This is a genomic window from Actinomyces gaoshouyii (genome assembly GCF_002072175.1).
GTDB classification, from domain to species: domain Bacteria; phylum Actinomycetota; class Actinomycetes; order Actinomycetales; family Actinomycetaceae; genus Actinomyces; species Actinomyces gaoshouyii.
The window spans coordinates 326731-345191 of record NZ_MVIV01000001.1; the positions used below are offsets into that span (position 1 = coordinate 326731).

Here is an 18461-nt window from a genome sequence, read left to right on the forward strand (position 1 = left end):
TCAGCGGGCGTCGCCGGCGCGGTACCCGACGCCGCGGACTGTCAGAACGATGGTCGGGTGCTCGGGATCCTGTTCGATCTTGGCGCGCAGGCGCTGGACGTGGACATTGACGAGCCGGGTGTCCGCGGTGTGCCGGTAGCCCCAGACCTTCTCCAGGAGCTCCTCGCGGGTGAAGACCTTCCAGGGGGTGCGGGCGAGGGCCAGGAGCAGGTCGAACTCGAGGGGGGTGAGGGCGATGCGCTGATCGCCACGGCGGACCTCGTGCCCGGCGACGTCGATATCGAGGTCGCCGGCGCGCACGTGCTCGGCCACGGGGTCGACGCCCCGGCGCAGGCGGGTGCGGATGCGGGCGAGGAGCTCCTTGGAGCGGAAGGGCTTGGTGACGTAGTCATCGGCGCCGGCCTCCAGCCCGGCCACGACATCCATCGTGTCGGTGCGGGCTGTCAGCATGATGATGGGGACGTCGGACTCGGCGCGGATGAGGCGGCAGACCTCGACGCCGTCGAGGCCGGGGAGCATGAGGTCGAGAAGCACCAGGTCTGGCGTGTTCTCGCGGAAGGCCTCGAGCGCCCGCGAGCCGTCCGTGCAGAACGACGGCGTGCACTCCTCAGCCTCGAGCATGATCCCGATCATCTCGGCCAGGGCGGTGTCGTCATCCACGACGAGGATATTGGTGCTCATGGGGCGTATCTTGGCACGACCATCCCACCTGGGAACACGCTGACACCCCGACTGATTCCTCCTTGTGATATGCGGGGCGCCTCCCGGGCCCGCTGAGGGCACGGTCTCCTCTGGGTCGCCCATGGGCCGAGACCCCCTGATTCCTCCTCTGGATGGAGGAGAGCGCTGCGCCGCGCGTGACAGCATGGGGGCATGAGCAATGACAGCAGTCACTGGCTGCCCCCCTCTCAGCCCGATACCGAGGACCCTAAGGGCATCGGTACCGGCGGCGAGCGGCCGGCACCGGACTCGCCGGGCGCGAGCGGCACTCCCGCGCGGCCCGCCTATGGCGCCTACGGGACCCCGCCCGCCGGTCAGGCGCCGTCGGCCGAGGGCATGGTCGGCGATCCCCACTGGGGCGCGCAGGGCTTCTTCGTGGCCCCCAAGCCGGGCGTCATCCCCCTGCGGCCACTGGGCATCGGGGACATCATCTCCGGCGCCTTCGAGTCGATGCGCGCCAATCCCAGGGCGATGTTCATCCCGGCACTGCTGACCATGGCGGTCGTCGGCGCGATCAACGCCGTCGGCAGCTACTCCCTGGGGAACTCCCTGCTGACCATCATCCCGGACCCGGGAACGAGGGAAGCGCTCACCCCCGAGGAGGCTGTGGCGCAGCTGCCCGCCCTCCTGCTCGGCCTGGCGTCCCAGCTGGGCTCGCTGGTCCTGACTTTCCTGGCGACGACCGTGCTGTCCGGACTGCTCATCATGACCGTCTCCCGCTCCGTCCTGGGCAGGGTCGTGAGCGCGAGCGAGGTATGGGGCCGGGTCAGGGGTCGGATGTGGGCCCTCATCGGGCAGGCGGCGCTCATCAGCCTCATCTCCTTCGCCACCGTCGCGGTCCTCGGGGGACTGGCCCTCCTGGCGGTCTACGGCATCATCAGGGATGCGAGCTCATCCCTCCCACCGGTCCTGGCCCTGCTCGTCATCCTGACCGCCTTCGCGGTCGCGATCCTGGCCATCGCGCTGTCCGGAGTGTTCCTGGTCCGTTTCACCTGCGCCCCCAGCGCGCTCATCCTGGAGGATATCGGGATCATCGAGTCGCTCAAGCGCTCCTGGCGCCTGAGCCGGGGCTCCTTCTGGCGGGTACTCGGCACCTTCCTGCTGGCCATGCTCATCACCCAGATCGCCTCGAGCCTGGCGACGCTCCCGATCTCCCTACTGGCCTCCGCCAACGTGCTCGTCGGGAGCAGCACTCTCCCCCTCATGGCGGCCCTGCAGGTCTTCTTGGCCAATCTCGTCCAGGCGATCATCCTGCCGTTCAGCGCCGCGGTGTCCGCCTTGATCTACATCGACCTGCGCATGCGGGGCGAGGGCCTCGACGTCGAGCTGCGCCGCGCGGCCCAGGCCTGAACCATGGCGGAGCGGTGGCGGGATCACGCATGATCGCATTGGAGACGGCGGCCTTCCAGGACTGGGGCGCGCCGGGAGGGCTCGCCCGCGCGGGGGGCCCGCCGGCGACGCCGGATGCCTCGCAGGCCGGCGAGGCGGCCCGGCGCGAGCTGGCGAAGCCCGCCTACGCCGAGAGGACCGACCCGCTGACGGCGATCTGGCAATGGCTCCAGCACCATATCGATCTCGGCTCGGTCATCCCCGGCATCCCGCCGTGGGCCTCCGTGACGATCGTGGTCCTCGCGCTGACGGCCCTCATCGTCATCATCGGCGCGATGGCGAGGCGGGTCACGATCGCCAGGCTCAGCGGCGACGTCCGCGGCCCGCTGTTCGAGGACGACCGCGACGCGGCCGCCCTGACCAGCACCGCGGACCTCGCCGCTAATCGGGGCGACTTCGCCACCGCGGTCGTCGACCGCTTCCGGGCGATCATCCGCTTCCTCGATGAGCTCTCCATCCTCGAGGACTACCCGGGGTTGACCTCCCACGAGGCGGCCGCGCTCGCCGCGAGCGCGCTGCCCGAGCTGTCCGCCGACCTCCACACCGGCGCCCGCCTCTTCGACGCCGTTCGCTACGGGGACGTGGTGGCCAGCCCGGATGAGGACGCCTGGATGCGGGCCCTGGCTGGCGACGTCGAGGCCCAGGCGGGCCGCGCGCAGCCGGGCGCCAGGGCCCGCGCCGGACGCCCCGCTGGCGCTCCGACCGCGAGCGGGGCACGCCGGTGACCCCCATTGGGGCGCGCCCCGGGACCGCGCCCCTCGTCCCAGTGCCCCCGGAGCCAGGGCCGGCGGGCGCGGGTGGGGGCCAGGTCATCGGCGCGACCATCCATCAGCGCCTGCGCTCCTGGAGGCCAGGGCTCCTCGCGCTGCTCGCCCTGCTCGTCCTGGTCATCCTCGCCCAGGCCCTCAAGCCCCCTGAGTCGACCGAGCCGCTGGCCATCGACAACCCGCACTCGAATGGGGCAAAGGCCCTCACGGCCCTCGTGGGCGAGTGGGGCGTCGAGGTCGATGCCGTCTCGACCGCGCGCGCCGCGCGCGAGGCCTCAGCCGAGGGCGCGACCGTCGTCCTCATCAACGCCGGGCGCCTCAGCGACGAGGAACGGGAGCGGCTCGCCTCGGCCGGCGGCGACGTCGTCGTCCTCGGCGCCCTCGACAACAACCTCGGGGGGCTCACCGAGCTCACGCCCAGCGGCGTCAGCGCCGCCCCCGGCGCCACTGTCAGCGCCCAGTGCGGCGACGTCGACGCCCAGGCCGCGGGGACCATCCCGGCCGGGCGCGGTTCGGTGGGACTGGGCGGCGCGGAGGGGGCCACGGGCTGCTTCCCCGTCGCCGACGGCATGTACGGCTACGCCACGGCGCCGCTCCCCTCGGGCGGGACTCTGCGCGTCCTGGCCTGGCCCGACACCGCGATGAACTCCCAGCTGACCAATCAGGGGAACGCGGCGCTGGCGATCCGCGCGATCGGCGTCTCCAAGCGCGTCGTGTGGTACGACGCCGCTCAGGCGCGGAGCCGGAGCATCTGGGACGAACCATCGATGCCCCGCTTCCTGCCGGTCGTCCTGGTGCAGTTGACCATCGCGGCGCTCGCCCTGGCCATCGTCCAGGGCCGCCGGTTCGGACGCGTCGTCGTCGAGGATCTGCCCGCCGTCGTGCGCTCCACGGAGACCACGATCGGCAGGGGCCGCCTCTACCGGCGAGCCCGGGACCGCGGCCGTGCCGCCACCGCCCTGCGCGCGGGGACGGCCCTGCGCCTCGGCAAGCGCCTCGGGCTGCCCACGGGCGCCGGGCGAGGCGAGCTCATCGACGCCCTGTGCCGTGACGGGCGCCTGCGGCCGGCCGACGTCGACCGCATCCTCTACGGCCCCACGCCCCCCGACGACCGGTCCCTCTCGGACCTGGCCGCCCAGCTCGACCGACTCGAGAGCGAGGTCCACTCATCATGAGCACCACTGACACCGGCCGACCCGATCAGGCCGATCGCTCCCCCGCGGCGCCGGCCCCGCCTGGAAGCCCGAGCGCTTCCGGTGCCCCCGGAAGCGCTCGGAGGGCGGAGAGCGCCGGCCCCGATCCCCGCTCCCGCCTCGTCGCCCTGCGATCGGAGATCGGCAAGGCGGTGGTCGGCCAGGATGCCGCCATCACCGGGCTGGTCATCGCCCTCCTGGCCGACGGGCACGTCCTGCTCGAGGGCGTGCCCGGCGTGGCCAAGACACTGCTCGTGCGCTCCCTGGCCCGGGCCCTCGCGATCGGAACCAAGCGCGTGCAGTTCACGCCGGACCTCATGCCCGGAGATGTCACCGGCTCCCTCATCTACGACGCCCGCAGCGCCGAGTTCTCCTTCCGCGCGGGGCCGGTCTTCACCAACCTGCTGCTGGCTGACGAGATCAACCGCACTCCCCCCAAGACGCAGGCGGCCCTCCTGGAGGCCATGGAGGAGCGCCAGGTGAGCGTCGACGGCGATCCCCGCCCCCTGCCCTCGCCCTTCATGGTGATCGCCACCCAGAACCCCGTCGAGTACGAGGGGACGTACCCGCTGCCGGAGGCCCAGCTGGACCGATTCCTCCTCAAGCTCGTCCTGCCCCTGCCCGAGCGCGGTCAGGAGGTGGAGGTCCTGAGCCGCCATGCCGGTGGCTTCAACCCTCGTGACCTGGCGAGCGCGGGCCTGACGGCGGTCGCCGACCCCGCCGATCTCCTCGCGGCCCGCGAGCAGGTGCGCGACGTCGGCGCCTCCCGGGAGGTCCTGGGCTACATCGTCGATCTCGTGCGCGCCACGCGCGAGGCGCCCTCGGTGTCCCTGGGAGTCTCCCCCCGCGGCTCGACCGCTCTGCTCGCGGCCGCGCGCGCCTGGGCCTGGCTCTCCGGGCGCGCCTTCGTCACCCCCGACGACGTCAAGGCGCTGGCGCTGCCCGTCCTGCGCCACCGCATCGGGCTGCGCGCAGAGGCCGAGCTCGAGGGCGTGACGGCGGAGGCGATCGTCACCGGCGTCCTGCGCTCCGTCCCCGTCCCCCGCTGAGCCCCATGCGCGAGCCCCGGGCCTTTCATCGATTCCCGCCCTCCACGGCGCCGCTGAGGGGAGAGCCGCCATGTTCCTAGCGCGGCGCACGGCCGTCGTCCTCGCCCTCGGCGCGCTCCCCGGCCTGATCTGGCCCCGGCCCGCGACCATCGCGGTCGTCCTGGCCGCCACCGTGATCGCGGTGGGAGCCGATGCGCTGCTGGCCGCGTCGCCGCGAGATCTGCGCGTCCGGCGGAGCCTGGACGGCGCCATCATGCTCGGCGAGACCGCCACCGCCACCCTGACTGTGACGAACACCGGCTCGCGGACCGCGGTGGCCGAGGTCCGCGACGCCTGGGCGCCGTCGGCCGGGGCGGCCGGTGAGCGCAGTCGAATGACGATCCCGGCCGGGCAGCGGCGCCGGACCCGCACCGCACTCACGCCCACGCGGCGCGGGGATCGACGGGCCGATCTCGTCACCGTGCGGCTGCTCGGCCCACTGGGGCTCGCCGGGCGCCAGGCCTCCCTGGTCGCCCCCGCGCGCCTGAGGGTGCTGCCGCCCTTCGCCTCCCGTCGCCACCTGCCCAGCAAGCTTTCCCGCCTGCGCGAGCTGGATGGGCGCAGCGCCGTGATGGTGCGCGGCGCAGGGACGGAGTTCGACTCACTGCGCCAGTACGTCGTCGGCGATGACGTGCGCTCCATCGACTGGCGCTCGACAGCGCGCCGAGGGGAGGTCGTGGTGCGGACCTGGCGCCCCGAGCGGGACCGCCGCGTCCTCATCGTCCTGGACACCGGGCGCCGGGCGGCGGCGAGGCTGGGGGACGCGCCCCGGCTCGATGCCCAGATGGAGGCCGCTCTGCTCCTGGCCGCCCTGGCCTCGCGGGCCGGCGACCGCGTGGACGCCCTCGCCGTCGACAGCGCCGTGCGCGCCCAGGTGCGGGGCGCGTCCGGCGCCTCCCTCATGAGCTCGCTCGCCGACGCCTTCGCCCCTCTCGAGGCCTGCCTGGTGGAGACGGACTGGTCGCTGATGACCTCGGCAGTGCGCCGGCTGCTCCCCCAGAGGTCGCTCGTCGTCATCCTGACCGGGATCGATGGCTCCGCCACCGATGCGGATATGCTGCACGCGACCTCCGCGCTGGCCAAGGATCACTTGCTCATCATCGCCTCGGCTCTCGACCCCGGGCTCGCCGAGCTGCGGGCGGAGAGGGGCGACCCCGTCTCCGTCTACACGGCCGCCGCCGCCGAGAGCGATCTCGTCGAGCAGCACGCGGTGCGCGCTCACCTGGCCCGCTCGGGGGCCGAGGTCGTCCAGGCCGATCCTGCAGGGCTGGCACCGGCCCTGGCCGACGCCTACCTCGCGCTCAAGGCCTCTGGACGGTTATGACGGCGGCAAGGAGTATGGGAGCGCCGAGCCCGCTCCCGGCACTGGCTGGGCGCCCGGGGCGGGGGCGGGCTCGGCGCCCTGCGGGCATCGTGTCCGGGGGCGGCGCCTGCCGCTCAGCCCGCCTCGGACGCGGCGTAGCCCATCTCATCGACGCGCACGACGTCGTCGCCACCGGCGAGGGCGCGCTCGGCGCGGCGCCCCAGGACGAGCACGGCCGCCCACAGGACCGCCAGGGCGAGCAGCCCCAGTGCCGCCTTGAGCAGCCACGGGATCCGCGCCGCGGTGACGAAGCCCTCCAGGAGCCCGGCGATGGCGAGCGCTCCCGTCAGCCCCACCGCAGCGGTGATGAGCAGCCGGCCGTCCTCGGCGAGCGCCCGTCCACGAGAGCGCGGTCCGGGGGCGAGAAGGGCCCAGAAGAGCCTGAGGCCCACACCGCCCGCGAAGAACACGCAGGTCAGCTCCAGCAGTCCGTGCGGGATGATGAGCGCGAGGAAGTGGAGGAAGCGATCATGGTCGGCCATGACGGCGCCGCTCCGGCCGAGGGCCATGGCATTGATGAGCACGAGGAAGGCGGGCACGACGCCGGTGATGCCCGCACCGATGCAGATCGCCGCGATCCGGGCATTGTTGGTCCACACCAGGGCGGAGAACTCGTGGGAGTCGTAGGTGGAGTAGTAGTCCTCGAAGCTCTGGTCGGCGTACCTGTCCAGCGCGCCGGGCGTCCCGAGGGCGCCCATGGCCTCCGGGCTGCGCAGGGTCCACACGCCGACGACGACGGCGATCGCCGTGAACGCGGTACCCACGCCGATGGCCCACCAGCGCGCCCGGTAGAGGGCGAGGGGGATCGTCTGCGTGAGGAATCGGGTGATATCCCTGACCCGGATCTCCCGGGGGCCGGTGATCCTCCCCCTCGCTCGGGCCACCCGCGCCGACATCTCGGCGATGAGCTGGGGGTCGGGCGCGGTCGTTCTCAACCGGGACAGGTGCTGCGCGGCGATCCTGTACAGGATGACGAGCTCATCGGCCTGGGCGCCGCTCAGGCGGCGCTTCGCGGCCAGTGCGTCCAGCCGCTCCCACTCATCGCGGTGCGCGGCAGTGAAGGCATCGATATCCACAGTTAGGAGCATGGCATGGAGGATGAAACGATGGCCTCATCCGAGCGGATGATGGAGGAGGTCCGGATCGTCACGGGCGAGGCGGTGCTCCTCGACGCCGCCCCGGCCTCGGTCGCAGTGCGCATGCTCAGCGGCCTCATCGACTACGGCCTGGTGATGGTTGGGCTTGTCCTGTCCCTCATCACGCTCGTGTCACTGCGGCCCATGAGCGCGGCGGCCCCGGATCCACTGATAGTCATCGCAGTCTCACTGATCCTCCTGACCTGGCTCGTCGTCCTGCCGCTGACGATCGAAACCGTCTCGCGAGGCTCCTCCATCGGCCGGTGGGTCCTGGGGTTGCGAGTGGTGCGGGACGATGGCGGTGCCGTGAGGCTGCGCCACTGCCTGGTCCGCGCGCTCGTGGGCATCATCGAGATCTACGCTGCCTTGGCGACACTGGCGATCGCCTCGTGCGCGGTGACCAGGCGCGGCAAGCGGCTGGGGGATCTGCTCGCGGGGACCTACGTGGTCCGTGATCAGGTGGAGACGGCCGCGGCACCGCCGATCCTCATGCCGCCCGAGCTCGCGTCCTGGGCGGAGCAGGCGGATCTGCGCGCCCTGCCGGGGGACCTGGCGCTGGTCGCGCGGACCTTCCTGCAGCGAGCCTCGACGATCGAGCCCCGTTCGCGGGAACGGATCGGCGCCGAGCTCGCCGCGAGTATCTCCCCCAGCGTCTCACCCCCGCCGCCGGAGGGCACGCACCCGGAGAGATTCCTCGCGGCCGTGCTGGCGGAGCGGCGGGATCGCGAGCTCGCCCTGGCATGGAAGGACCGGCGCGCAGCCGAGTCGACTCGCACCCGGATGGCCCTCCTGCCCCACGGCGTCGGCGAGTAGGAGGGCATCCCACCCCAATCACCCATCACCCCTTCTTATGAGCGAGACCGGTCGATATCAGGATTGAAACCGGTTCGGTAACCGGTTTCAATCCTGATATCGACCGGTCTCGCAGGAAGAGAGGGTCAGTCCTCCTTCTCGCCGCGCAGGACCCGGAGATGTCCGCGGCGGGCGATCTCCCCGTCCCCGAGACCCGTGAGGTGGTCGGGCAGGACGTTGGGATCGTGGGTGAGCGGGGCCGGCATGATGCCGCCGGGGCGGCCCACGCGCTCGGCGGGCCGGGCCGGGGGCCTGGGAGCGCGCGAGGCCTCGCGAACGGCATCGGCCAGGGCGAGCAGGTCGTCCTCCGACGGCGGCGCGGGAGCGAACTCGGTGGCCAAACGGATGATCTGCCACCCCCTGGGGGCGGTGAAGGACTCGACGTGCTTGGCGCACAGGTCGTAGGCCTCAGGCCGGCGCTCCGTTGACAGCGGTCCGATGACGATCGTGGAATCCGCGTAGACGCTGGTGAGCGTCGCGACAGCAGGGTTCTCGCAGCCGGGCCGCCGGCAGCTCCTCACATTCCTCACCAGCGCAGGTTATCGCGCCCGGCCAAGCGAATCACTCCGGGCGACGGCGGGGCGCGCACGGCCGCCCCTCGGCCCGGCACGTATGGTGGCCGCGTGAGACGCTCCCGCCCTTTCCAGCCCCGAGCCCTCCCGGCCCCGGCCCCGAGATCGGCCAGGCGCCACCGGGACCGTCACGGGCACGGCCTGCGCGGCCCGCTCATGCCCCCGGTGCTGCCGGCCTGGCGGACCCGTGCCGAGCTCTTCGACACCCTCGTCATCGAGGTCGCCGACGATCTGGCCCGGAGGCACCCCTTCGTCGCGGATGTGCAGTTCGCCGTCGAGGAGGTTCCCCCCTCCGACCCCGCGCCCTGGGAGCCGGGGATCGTCCTGGGGCGCGGTTTCGCTCCGGAGCCCCGCGCGGGGCTGCCCGGGCGGGTGGTGGTCTACCGCAGGCCCGTGGTCTCCCGGACCCGGGACATCACCGAGCTGCGCGCGCTCGTGCGCCACGTCGTCGTCGAACAGGTCTCAACGATGATGGGCCGCCGCCCGGAGGAGATCGACCCGAACTTCTTCTGACGCCCTGCCCGGTCCGCGGTCCTCGGCATCGCTGCCCGCGCCCGGACCTGGTCAGCCGAGGCTGATCCGCGTGGAGGGCTGCGAGGCGGAGTCGGCGATGACCGGCAGGACGGCGATGAGCGGGCCGGCCGCGTCCCCCAAGGCCTTGCGGGTGAGCAGCACGGCGGCGCTCAGGCCGTCGGGCTGCGCAGCACTCAGCCGCACGGCGCTCACACCCGCCGGCACCTGGGCCGTCACGCTCGACCCCGCCGGGATGTCGACGGTGGTCGACCATCCCCCATCGGGACTGGCCAGGTCCACGGTCCTGGCCTCGCTCGCCGTCGAGGAGATGACGAGGCCCGGCGAGATGCCGTCGCGGGGCATGAGGGCCGTCGCGGAGGCGAGAGCACCGGGTGGGGCCGCCTGGCTCCAGGCGACATCGTGAACGAGAGCGCCGGAGCCCGCGGGCAGCTCGCCGCCGACGCGGACCATCCTGGCGGCGGCGCTGACCGGAGCGTCGGAGGTGACCCGGATGCCGTAGGTACCGGGGTCGACACCGGTCAGCGTGATGTCGAAGACAGAGCCGGGATCGATGGTGACGGCCTGCGCGCCGGGCAGTGGGGAGGGGCCGGCGCTGCCGGAGAGCGCGACCGCGACGGTGGCCGTCGTGTCCCCGGGATTGACCACGCGCAGGACGGGCTCGTCGGAGGACTCCGCCCCGTTCACGGCCTCGGAGCCCTGCTCGGCGGCCTTCGCCATGACCACCGCGGGGATGGTCTGCTCGGTGGCGGGCGCGGCGCCCGGGGTGAGCATCTCCACCCCGGCGGGGGTCTCGCCGTCAAGGCCCTCGGCGACGAGGGTGGGGACGATGCTCCCGCCGTCGGATTCGACGGACAGGGCGATCCTGGGGTCGGCGGCGCCGGCGGACTCCAGGAGGAGGGACGAGGTCTTCCCCGCCGCGACGACGACCTCGCCATTGGAGGGGAGGGAGATCGCCCCGGCCGATCCGTAGAGGCGCACGCGGGCGGTCACGGTGGTGACGCCGGGGTTGGTCAGGCGCAGCTCGGCGGAGGAGCCGAGGGCGGTCGAGCCCCCGACGATCCAGGCGACGGGGCGGGCGGGCGCGCAGGGCGCGGCGGCCAGCCCGCGCAGGTCCCCCGCATCGGTGGCCGAGGTGACGGCGCCGGCGGCGCCGGCGGGCGCGGCGGTGAGGACTCCGCCGCCGGAGCCCTGGGAACCGGTCAGCGTCGTCGGCGTGGAGGTCGCGGCACTCACGGCCCTGCCCGCGTAGCTCAGTGAGGCGGGCGATCCGATGGGGAGGATCGTGGTGGTCGTGACGGCCTGCCGCACGTCGACACCGCCGAGGGTGTTGCCGGGGGCGGCGGGGCAGCCGTAGGCCGCGGTCCCGGGGGGCGTATCGACATCGACGGCCCCGACCTCCCGGATGGGTGCCGCGGGAGCGGGGCCGGCCCAGGCCGCCAGGGCGACCGCGCCGGTGAGGAGGAGGGCCCCGGCACCCCATCCGGCGGCGCGCCGAGCGGGGCTGGACCCGAGGCTGATGCGGGGGCTCATGCGGACCTCCTGCGACGCAGCGGGAGCGCGGCCAGGGCGGTGATCGCCCAGACCGTCATGATGGCGACGGCGAGGATCCGCTCGTCGAGAGAGGAATGGGTGAGGGTGAGCTCACCGCCGCCGGCGGGGACGAGGAAGGCCTGCTGCCACTGGCCCCGGCCATCGGTCCGGGTGGTGGCCTGGAGGGGCTCTCCGTTGAGGGCGGCGCTCCAGCCCGGGTCGGCGCGCTCGGCGAGCACGAGCACGCGCTCGCCCCCGGAGACGGAGTCGGGGATGGTCGTGGTGGTGCCCTGGCCGGTGAACGGGACGGTGGAGGCGCTCGGACCATCGCCGTCGGCGGTCTCGAGGAGGACGGCGCGCGCCGATTGCGCGGCATTACCGGGGCTGACGCGCCAGGAGACGCCCGCGTCCGTGCGCGCGAGCTCCTCCAAGCCGGGGGTGGAGGCCAGTCCGGCGCGGGCAGTGGCCGTGGTCTCGTCGCCCTGCCTGGTAGTCAGCAGGACGACGCCGATGCCGTGCGCCGAGAGCTCGTCGGCGGCGGTCTCGCCCTGGCCCGCGACGGCATGGGCGATGGCCGCCGCCAGTGAGGAGTCGGCGGTGTCGGCGAGGCCCGCGGACCCGTCCGCGGCCGGACCCGCTGAGGCGGACTGGGCGGCGCGGCTGTCGAGACGCGCGCCGGTGGGCTCGGGCAGCGCATCGGTGAGCAGGAGACCGGCGCCGCGCCAGATGGAGGCGGTCAGGGCGGAGCCGTCCCCGGTCCCTGACGAGCCGAGGACGAGGACGCGACTGGCCTCGGGGGCGCGCTGGAGCTCGCGCGCGATGAGCGGGACCCGCTGCGCTGCCGGCCGCAGGGCCATGAGGGGGGCGCCCGGGTTGGCGGCCCGCGCCTGACCGGGGACACGGTCGCCGTTCGCGACGGCGAGGGCCCATCCGGCGCCGAGCACCAGGGGCGGGGTGAGGACGAGCGCGCAGGCCAGCGGGGCGGCGATCTGGAACCAGCCGTGGGAGCGCTGGACCAGGGCGGCGCGAGCGGCGTCGGCCCCGGCCAGGGCCGCGGCGAGCATCCCTGCCAGGGCGAGGCTCTGCGCGGCGCCGGGCCAGCCGGCCACGGTCATGCGGACGCCGCTGGGCGCGAGATCGGTGCCGATGATGGTCCCGGTGGTGACGACGGCGAGGGCGAGGGCGCCGATCGCCGCGAGGGCGCCCGCGCGTGCTCTGCCGCCCCGGCGCCCGGAGGCCAGCAGGCCGGTGAGGGCGAGGAGTGGGGCGAGCGCCAGCAGAAGGCGGACGGCCAGGAGCGCGTGCGCGCCGGGGATGAGCGAGGCCAGATCGATGGGTGAGCCGAGGAGCAGGTCCGTGCGGCCGGGCGCCGGGGTGACCACGGGCGCGCCGGGGTCGGTGACGAGGAGGCGGAGGGCCGCGGCCCCGTCGCCGGCCTCGCGCAGCTGCCAGGCGCGCCACCACACGGGCGCCGGGGTGATGGCGGCCGGGACGAGGGCGAGCAGGAGGCGCCGTGCCCCGCCGGAGGCACGGATGGGGCCGAGCGCTCCCTGGAGCGCCTTGACGGCGATGAGCAGGAACAGCGCGGGGACGATGACGGCGGCCGTGGCGGGCACTGCCGCGGTGATGGCGGCCAGGAGCAGCCCGGCGACGGCGGCGGCCGTCGGGGAGCCGGGGCCGTAGTGCTCGACGGCGGCGGTGGCCCGGGCCTCGGTGGCCGCCTGCTGGATCCTGGCGGCCAGCCGTTCGGACAGGGGATGCCTCGGCGGGGCCTCGACGCCGTCCTCTGCACCGTCCTCCGCCGCCGCCTCCGCATCGTCCGCTGGCGGACCGGGGGCCTCGGAGGCCCCGGGCCCGTGCTGCTCGCCCGACTCCCCGAGTTCCCCGAGATCCTCGATGCGGGCGCTGCTGATGCTCTCGGCGTGGGCGAGCTCGTCGTCGGAGATACGGTGGGCGCCCGCGAGACCCGAGAGCACGCGATCGCGGCGGTCGGCGCCGACGGCGCGGGCCAGCGCCACCAGCGCCCAGGGCAGGATGAGATGGACGATGAGCGAGGCCAGGCGCCCCTGCCCGACGGCGAGCAGCAGGCTGGGCGCGGCCGTCCAGGTCAGGGCTGCCCAGGCGCGCAGGGCGATGCGGCGGGTGACCGTGCCCGCGGCGAACCAGGCGCCGGCGGCGGCCAGGGGCAGCGAGACGAGCAGGAGCAAGTGGACGAGCGCGTCCCCGCTGATCCCCACCGCGCCGGCCAGGGCCATCGGCAGGGCGAGGACCGCGAGGAAGGGCGTCATCGCGGTGGGGTAGCCGTCGGCCGAGCCCGCCCAGGTGCTCCAGGCCGCCTCCCACAGGGCTCGCCAGTCCTCGCCGAGCGAGGCGAGCGCCCCGCCCATGACCGAGCGGGCGGTGAGCACATCGCTCAGGGCGGTCAGGCCGCAGATGGCGGCCAGGACCAGGACGACCCCCAGGGTCCGCCGGCGGCGGAAGGCCAGGATCGCGAGCTCGCCCAGCTCGAGCTCACTGGGCGCGGCGGCGCGGGCGAGGCGCTGGCGCTCCTGGCGACCCCGATCCCTCCTGGCCGCGCGGATCTCGGCGGGGTCGAGGTAGAGCTCGGCGAGCACGCTGCGCGGGACGGCGGTGAAGGAGGCCAGGCGCCGCCGGCCGCGCCGGATGCGGGCGGGCCGGGAGGCGACGGTGAGGGCGGCCGCCAGCTCGTCGCCCGCCAGGGCCGGGTCCTTGGTGAGCAGGCGCCAGGCCCCCCGCCCGAGGGCGAGGAGGATCATCCAGGCGAGCAGCGGGAGCAGGGGCCGGGTGGAGATCGTGGCCCAGGCGGCCAGCTGGGCGGTGCGGCGGGCCCGGAAGGAGCGGTCGAGATCCGGTGGATCCACTGAAGCGGCGGCCTCGGGGGTCTGCCCGGCATCGGGGGACCCGGCGCGCTCTCCCGGGGAGTCCGCACCGGCGGCCTCATCAGCGTTGGTGGGAGCGCCGCCCTCCTTGGCGCCGCGCAGGCCTAGGTAGGTGGCGCGTCGGTGGCGGATGACGGCGCTCGGGACGACGACGACCCTGTGCCCGGCCAGCCGCAGGGCGTGGGAGAGCTCCAGGCCCTCGGCGAGCAGGGGCATGTCGGGCGAGGCGCCGCCGATCTCCTCCCAGGCCCGATGGGAGATGAGCGCGCCCGCGGTGCCCACGGCGAGCACATCGCTGCGGTCATCGTGCTGCCCCTGATCGATCTCACCGGGGACGATGTCGTTCGCGCGGCGCGCCGAGCCCGTGGCCCGCAGCCCGACCTCGAGGAGCAGATCGGGGTTGTCCCAGTCCACCTGCTTGGGGCCGGCCAACGCGATCGAGCGAGCGGTGGTGACGGCCTGGAGGAGCTCGGCGAGGCAGTCGGGCTCCGGGGCGGAGTCGTCGTGGAGAAGCCAGAGCCACTGGGCGTCGGAGGGGTCGAGGTCGAGGCTGAGGAGCGGGCGGCCCTCGTCCTCGTCACCGATCTGCGGGCGGGGCCGGGCCGAGGCCCGCTCCTGGGCGAGGGCGAGCCCCCGGGCGACGGCGCCGCCGAGGGTGGGCGCGGCGGGGGCGCGCAGGATGCGCACGGCGGTGACGAGGTCGAGGCCGGAGGCCTCCACGACCTCCTCGACGGGGGTGCCGTCGCCCAGGCCGTTGGCGCGCGAGGCGACGTCGACGATGAGGACGGCGGCCGGGAGGACGGTCTGCGCCGCGAGCGCGACCAGCGTCCGGGACAGGAAGGCAGTGACCCCCGCGGTCACGACGACGGCGAGGGTCTCATCCTGAGCGCGGCCGACCCCGGCGCCGGGAATGCCCTCGGCGCTCGAGCGGGCTTCGGGGCCCGGCGAGGTCATACGGCCCGGCGCTTGAGCTTGCGGCGCTCCCGCTCCGACAGGCCGCCCCAGATGCCGAAGCGCTCATCATTGGCGAGGGCATACTCAAGGCACTCCTCGCGGACCTCGCAACTGGCGCACACGCGCTTGGCCTCGCGGGTGGAGCCGCCCTTCTCCGGGAAGAAGGCCTCGGGATCGGTCTGGGCGCACAGCGCGCGCTCCTGCCACGGCAGCGGACCGGACTCGTCCCCACCCCCGAAGAGAAGGATGATCGCAGCGTCGTCAGCATCATCGGGCAGTGCCAGAGGCCCGTCGCCGAGGATGTTCCACACGATAACTTCCCTTCGAAGAGGATCAAGCAATGAAACCAAACTACACGCCTGTAAGACCAGGTATCAAGCCGGGAAAGGCCACATGATCTGCTGAGACCGAGTTGAGACACACCACTCAAGCCCGCAGATCACCCGCTGTTCTGCGGAAATCTCGTCACCCGAACCTCGCTGGCGACCCTCAGAAGTGCCTCGATCTGATTGAATCCGGCTATGAACGACCCCCTCGCCCCACTCCTCCCGACCTCCGCCGACGGCGATCGCCCCTGGCTGATCTGGTACGCTCCCGAGGAGCGCATCGAGCTGACGGGGCGCGTGCTGGCGATGTGGTCGTCGAAGACCGCCGCCTTCCTCGACGCCGAGGCGGGTCCCGCGCCCCTCGTCCACTGCGCACTGGAGCCCCACTGGAGGACGGTGACCTGGTGGCTGGGAACCTGGCAGGTGGGGGGCGGCGTCCTGGAGGCGGGCGCCCTGGAGACCAGCACCGCCGCCGCGCCCGCCGTCAGCGTCGCCTTCTCCCCCGATCGGCTGCACCGGGACGCCGACGTCCAGGCGCTCGTGGCCCGAGCCTCGCTCGCCCTGCGCTGGCCGGACGGGCTGCCGCCCCTGGTGAGCGACGGCGTCGCCGATCTCATGGCTCATCCGGACTCCTTCCCGGCCCTCCCGGCGGCTCCCGGCGCCCCGGCACTCATCGAGGCCACCGGGACACCCGGCGAGCCCGGCGCGGAGCGGAGCCTCGACCGGGGGGCGCTGGTCGACTCGCTGCCTCCCACCACGGGCTCGCCGGGCGCTCCGCCCGGGGCGCCCGGCGCGGTCCTCATCCGCCGCGAGACGATGCCGGCCGCGATGCGCACCATCCTCGCCGCCTGGAGGGATGGGCGCGCCGCAGTGCTCCTCGCTCCGGACGCCGACGACGCGCTCGCCACCGCGGCCGCCCGTCAGGAGGGGGCCGCCTGAGGGTCAGGGCACATCCGCCTGGACGACGCTCCCATCGCCCTCGACGGTGAGGGCCCGCTCGTCCGCCCCGACGAACAGCGCCTGCCCCCGCTGGAGCCGCTCGCGCCCCGCCGTCGTCGAGACCTCCACTCGGCCGTCGATGCCGAGCAGGATGCGCGGACCGCGCCCGGGGACTCCCACGGCGCCATCGGCCGCCGCCACGTCGGTGACGAGCAGCTCGAAATCGTCCACCGGCGCGTAGTAGGCGCGGGTCGCCCGCGAGAGGTACTCAGGGGCGGGGCGCACCGGCGGCGCGGCCACGTAGTCGACGCAGGCGAGCATCTCCGGGATGTCGATGTGCTTGGGGGTCAGCCCGGCCCGCAGGACGTTGTCGGAGGAGGCCATGATCTCCACGCCGAGCCCGCCGATGTATGCGTGGACGGAGCCCGCGGGGACGAAGAGGGCCTCTCCCGCGCGCAGGGTCACCGGGTTGAGCAGGAGGGCGGCGGCGATCCCGGGGTCGCCGGGGAAGGCGCGGGCCATCTCCATCGCGTTGGCGTCCGCGCGCCGCGACGGCGAGGCCCCTGCGGCCAGGCGGGCCGCGAGCTCGACGACGAGCTCATCGATCTCCTCGCCGCTGGGACGGCTGTCCACGGAGACGATGTCGGTGAATGCCTGGCGGATGCCGAAGCGGCCGGGCGCCAGACGCAAGGTCCGGCGCATGCGGCGGGCCAGGGGGGAGGAGAGCCCCGAGAGCACCTCCGCCGCACGGCGGGGGGCGCGGAAGCCCGCGACCGCCTCGAAATCGGTCAGGGCCAGGACCATCTCGGGCTTGTGGTTGCGATCCTTGTAGTTGCGCACGGGGTTGGCCAGGTCGATGCCGGCCCGCTCCTCGGCCTCGTAGCCCTCGATGGCCTGCCCGATGGAGGGGTGGACCTGGAGGGACAGGGGGCGCGCGGGGGCGATGATCTTGAGCAGGAAGGGCAGCCGGGGACCGAAGCAGAGCATGACGTCCTCGCCCAGGAGGCGGGCGGGCTCGGCGGCGATCCGCTGGGCGAGAGTGTCCGCCCCCTCCCCCATGGTGGCGGGCCCGAGGGGATGGGCCCCGAGCCACTGCTCGGCCCAGGGCTCGCCGTCGGGCGCCTCCCCCAGGAGCTCGGGGATGGCGGAGGCGTGCCCCCAGCCGTACCTCTGCCGGAAGCCGTGGAGTCTCTCCATGGGCACACCGTAGCGGCAGCACCGGCGCTTCCACGCGCAAGCGGGCCGGATGGTACACACTTGGGGACTATGCGAGGCATCATCCTGGCCGGCGGCTCCGGCACACGACTCAACCCGATCACCCTTGGCACCTCCAAGCAGCTGGTGCCGGTCTATGACAAGCCGATGATCTACTACCCGCTGTCCACGCTCATGCTGGCCGGCATCCAGGACGTCCTGGTCATCACCACCCCGCACGACGCCCCCAGCTTCCACCGCCTGCTGGGCGACGGCTCGCAGCTGGGAGTCAACCTGTCCTACGCGGTCCAGGAAGTGCCCAACGGGCTGGCGCAGGCCTTCGTGCTCGGCGCCGACTTCATCGGGGGCGAGAGCGCAGCCCTGATCCTGGGCGACAACATCTTCTACGGCCCCGGCATGGGCACCCAGCTGCGCCGCCACACGAGCCCCGACGGCGGAGTCGTCTACGCCTACCAGGTGGCCGATCCCACCGCCTACGGCGTCGTGGAGTTCGACGCGGACTTCAGGGCCGTCTCCATCGAGGAGAAGCCCGCCCATCCCAAGTCCGACTACGCGGTGCCCGGCCTGTACTTCTACGACAACGACGTCGTCGCCATCGCCCGCGACCTGGCCCCCTCGGCCCGCGGCGAGTACGAGATCACCGATGTCAACCGCACCTACCTGGAGGCCGGGCGCCTCACCGTGGAAGTCCTGCCCCGCGGCACCGCCTGGCTGGACACCGGCACCTTCGACTCATTGGCGGACGCCACCTCCTTCATCCGCACCATCCAGCACCGCCAGGGCCTCAACATCGGCTGCCCGGAGGAGATCGCGTGGCGCATGGGCTTCATCGACGACGACGGCCTGCGCCGGCGCGCCGAGCCCCTGGTCAAGTCGGGCTACGGCCAGTACCTCCTCAACCTCCTGGCCCGCGAGCGCCGCTGAGTGCCGTCCGCGCCCGCCGGGCCCCGGCGCCGACGAGATGAAGGCAACACGGCCCTCCT

Annotated in this window: 16 protein-coding genes; 9 read left to right on the forward strand and 7 right to left on the reverse strand. The window is 73.8% G+C overall.

All coding sequences use genetic code 11. The features are described from left to right. A complete protein-coding gene (mtrA, locus tag B1H50_RS01405) occupies positions 1-681 on the reverse strand; it encodes an MtrAB system response regulator MtrA (RefSeq protein ID WP_080461995.1) in 681 nt (226 codons plus the stop codon). Between the two features lie 192 nt (positions 682-873). Here mtrA and B1H50_RS01410 point away from each other — a divergent pair, with 192 nt between their 5' ends. From B1H50_RS01410 to B1H50_RS01430, 5 genes are all read left to right on the forward strand, one after another. Further along, positions 874-2070 carry a DUF7544 domain-containing protein gene (locus B1H50_RS01410; RefSeq protein WP_080461996.1) on the forward strand — a complete coding sequence of 399 codons (1197 nt, stop codon included), beginning with the start codon at positions 874-876 and terminating at the stop codon, positions 2068-2070. Positions 2071-2099: 29 nt separating this feature from the next. Then, positions 2100-2834, forward strand: coding sequence for a DUF4129 domain-containing protein (locus B1H50_RS01415; RefSeq protein WP_080461997.1), 735 nt, complete (start codon positions 2100-2102; stop codon positions 2832-2834). 41 nt (positions 2835-2875) lie between these two features. Further along, positions 2876-4051, forward strand: coding sequence for a DUF4350 domain-containing protein (locus B1H50_RS01420; protein ID WP_229657874.1), 1176 nt, complete (start codon positions 2876-2878; stop codon positions 4049-4051). Further along, complete coding sequence (locus B1H50_RS01425) at positions 4048-5118, forward strand: AAA family ATPase (RefSeq protein WP_080461999.1); 1071 nt, start codon at positions 4048-4050, stop codon at positions 5116-5118. The genes B1H50_RS01420 and B1H50_RS01425 overlap by 4 nt, the downstream gene beginning before the upstream one ends. Before the next feature lie 70 nt (positions 5119-5188). Then, positions 5189-6481 carry a DUF58 domain-containing protein gene (locus B1H50_RS01430; RefSeq protein ID WP_080462000.1) on the forward strand — a complete coding sequence of 431 codons (1293 nt, stop codon included), beginning with the start codon at positions 5189-5191 and terminating at the stop codon, positions 6479-6481. A gap of 113 nt (positions 6482-6594) precedes the next feature. Here the strand turns inward: B1H50_RS01430 and B1H50_RS01435 are convergent, their stop codons facing one another. Then, the gene (locus tag B1H50_RS01435; RefSeq protein WP_229657873.1) at positions 6595-7608 is read right to left on the reverse strand and encodes a stage II sporulation protein M; all 1014 of its coding nucleotides are present in this window, start codon (positions 7606-7608) and stop codon (positions 6595-6597) included. A gap of 3 nt (positions 7609-7611) precedes the next feature. Here B1H50_RS01435 and B1H50_RS01440 point away from each other — a divergent pair, with 3 nt between their 5' ends. Then, a complete protein-coding gene (locus B1H50_RS01440) occupies positions 7612-8469 on the forward strand; it encodes an RDD family protein (protein WP_080462002.1) in 858 nt (285 codons plus the stop codon). 125 nt (positions 8470-8594) lie between these two features. Here B1H50_RS01440 and B1H50_RS01445 read toward each other — a convergent pair whose 3' ends face one another. Then, positions 8595-9038 carry a DUF3499 domain-containing protein gene (locus B1H50_RS01445; RefSeq protein WP_080462003.1) on the reverse strand — a complete coding sequence of 148 codons (444 nt, stop codon included), beginning with the start codon at positions 9036-9038 and terminating at the stop codon, positions 8595-8597. A 93-nt stretch (positions 9039-9131) separates the two neighbouring features. Here B1H50_RS01445 and B1H50_RS01450 point away from each other — a divergent pair, with 93 nt between their 5' ends. Continuing rightward, positions 9132-9593: a metallopeptidase family protein gene (locus B1H50_RS01450; protein ID WP_229657872.1), complete on the forward strand. Its 462-nt coding sequence runs from the start codon at positions 9132-9134 to the stop codon at positions 9591-9593. 51 nt (positions 9594-9644) lie between these two features. Here B1H50_RS01450 and B1H50_RS09680 read toward each other — a convergent pair whose 3' ends face one another. The 3 genes from B1H50_RS09680 to B1H50_RS01465 are packed head-to-tail and all read right to left on the reverse strand — an operon-like array spanning position 9645 to position 15249. After that, complete coding sequence (locus B1H50_RS09680; RefSeq protein ID WP_080462005.1) at positions 9645-11144, reverse strand: DUF5719 family protein; 1500 nt, start codon at positions 11142-11144, stop codon at positions 9645-9647. After that, on the reverse strand, positions 11141-14998 hold the full coding sequence (locus tag B1H50_RS01460) for a glycosyltransferase family 2 protein (RefSeq protein WP_080462006.1): 3858 nt from the start codon (positions 14996-14998) through the stop codon (positions 11141-11143). Before B1H50_RS01460 ends, B1H50_RS09680 begins: the two co-directional genes overlap by 4 nt. Continuing rightward, positions 14995-15249, reverse strand: coding sequence for a WhiB family transcriptional regulator (locus B1H50_RS01465; RefSeq protein ID WP_188640695.1), 255 nt, complete (start codon positions 15247-15249; stop codon positions 14995-14997). The genes B1H50_RS01460 and B1H50_RS01465 overlap by 4 nt, the downstream gene beginning before the upstream one ends. Before the next feature lie 270 nt (positions 15250-15519). Between B1H50_RS01465 and B1H50_RS01470 the strand changes: the two genes are divergently transcribed. Further along, complete coding sequence (locus tag B1H50_RS01470; RefSeq protein ID WP_080462007.1) at positions 15520-16263, forward strand: TIGR03089 family protein; 744 nt, start codon at positions 15520-15522, stop codon at positions 16261-16263. A gap of 3 nt (positions 16264-16266) precedes the next feature. On the opposite strand, the gene manA is transcribed toward B1H50_RS01470, so the two are convergent. After that, positions 16267-17460: a mannose-6-phosphate isomerase, class I gene (gene manA / locus B1H50_RS01475; RefSeq protein ID WP_080462008.1), complete on the reverse strand. Its 1194-nt coding sequence runs from the start codon at positions 17458-17460 to the stop codon at positions 16267-16269. A 69-nt stretch (positions 17461-17529) separates the two neighbouring features. On the opposite strand from manA, the gene rfbA reads away from it, so the two are divergent. After that, positions 17530-18402, forward strand: a complete 873-nt coding sequence (gene rfbA / locus B1H50_RS01480) for a glucose-1-phosphate thymidylyltransferase RfbA (protein ID WP_080462009.1) — start codon at positions 17530-17532, stop codon at positions 18400-18402. Positions 18403-18461 lie beyond the last annotated feature (59 nt).

Coding starts and splice junctions, on each gene's coding strand:
- mtrA (WP_080461995.1), bottom strand. CDS start 681: ATGAGCACCAATATCCTCGTCGTGGATGACGACACCGCCCTGGCCGAG.
- B1H50_RS01410 (WP_080461996.1), top strand. CDS start 874: ATGAGCAATGACAGCAGTCACTGGCTGCCCCCCTCTCAGCCCGATACC.
- B1H50_RS01415 (WP_080461997.1), top strand. CDS start 2,100: ATGATCGCATTGGAGACGGCGGCCTTCCAGGACTGGGGCGCGCCGGGA.
- B1H50_RS01425 (WP_080461999.1), top strand. CDS start 4,048: ATGAGCACCACTGACACCGGCCGACCCGATCAGGCCGATCGCTCCCCC.
- B1H50_RS01430 (WP_080462000.1), top strand. CDS start 5,189: ATGTTCCTAGCGCGGCGCACGGCCGTCGTCCTCGCCCTCGGCGCGCTC.
- B1H50_RS01435 (WP_229657873.1), bottom strand. CDS start 7,608: ATGCTCCTAACTGTGGATATCGATGCCTTCACTGCCGCGCACCGCGAT.
- B1H50_RS01440 (WP_080462002.1), top strand. CDS start 7,612: ATGGAGGATGAAACGATGGCCTCATCCGAGCGGATGATGGAGGAGGTC.
- B1H50_RS09680 (WP_080462005.1), bottom strand. CDS start 11,144: ATGAGCCCCCGCATCAGCCTCGGGTCCAGCCCCGCTCGGCGCGCCGCC.
- B1H50_RS01460 (WP_080462006.1), bottom strand. CDS start 14,998: ATGACCTCGCCGGGCCCCGAAGCCCGCTCGAGCGCCGAGGGCATTCCC.
- B1H50_RS01470 (WP_080462007.1), top strand. CDS start 15,520: ATGAACGACCCCCTCGCCCCACTCCTCCCGACCTCCGCCGACGGCGAT.
- manA (WP_080462008.1), bottom strand. CDS start 17,460: ATGGAGAGACTCCACGGCTTCCGGCAGAGGTACGGCTGGGGGCACGCC.
- rfbA (WP_080462009.1), top strand. CDS start 17,530: ATGCGAGGCATCATCCTGGCCGGCGGCTCCGGCACACGACTCAACCCG.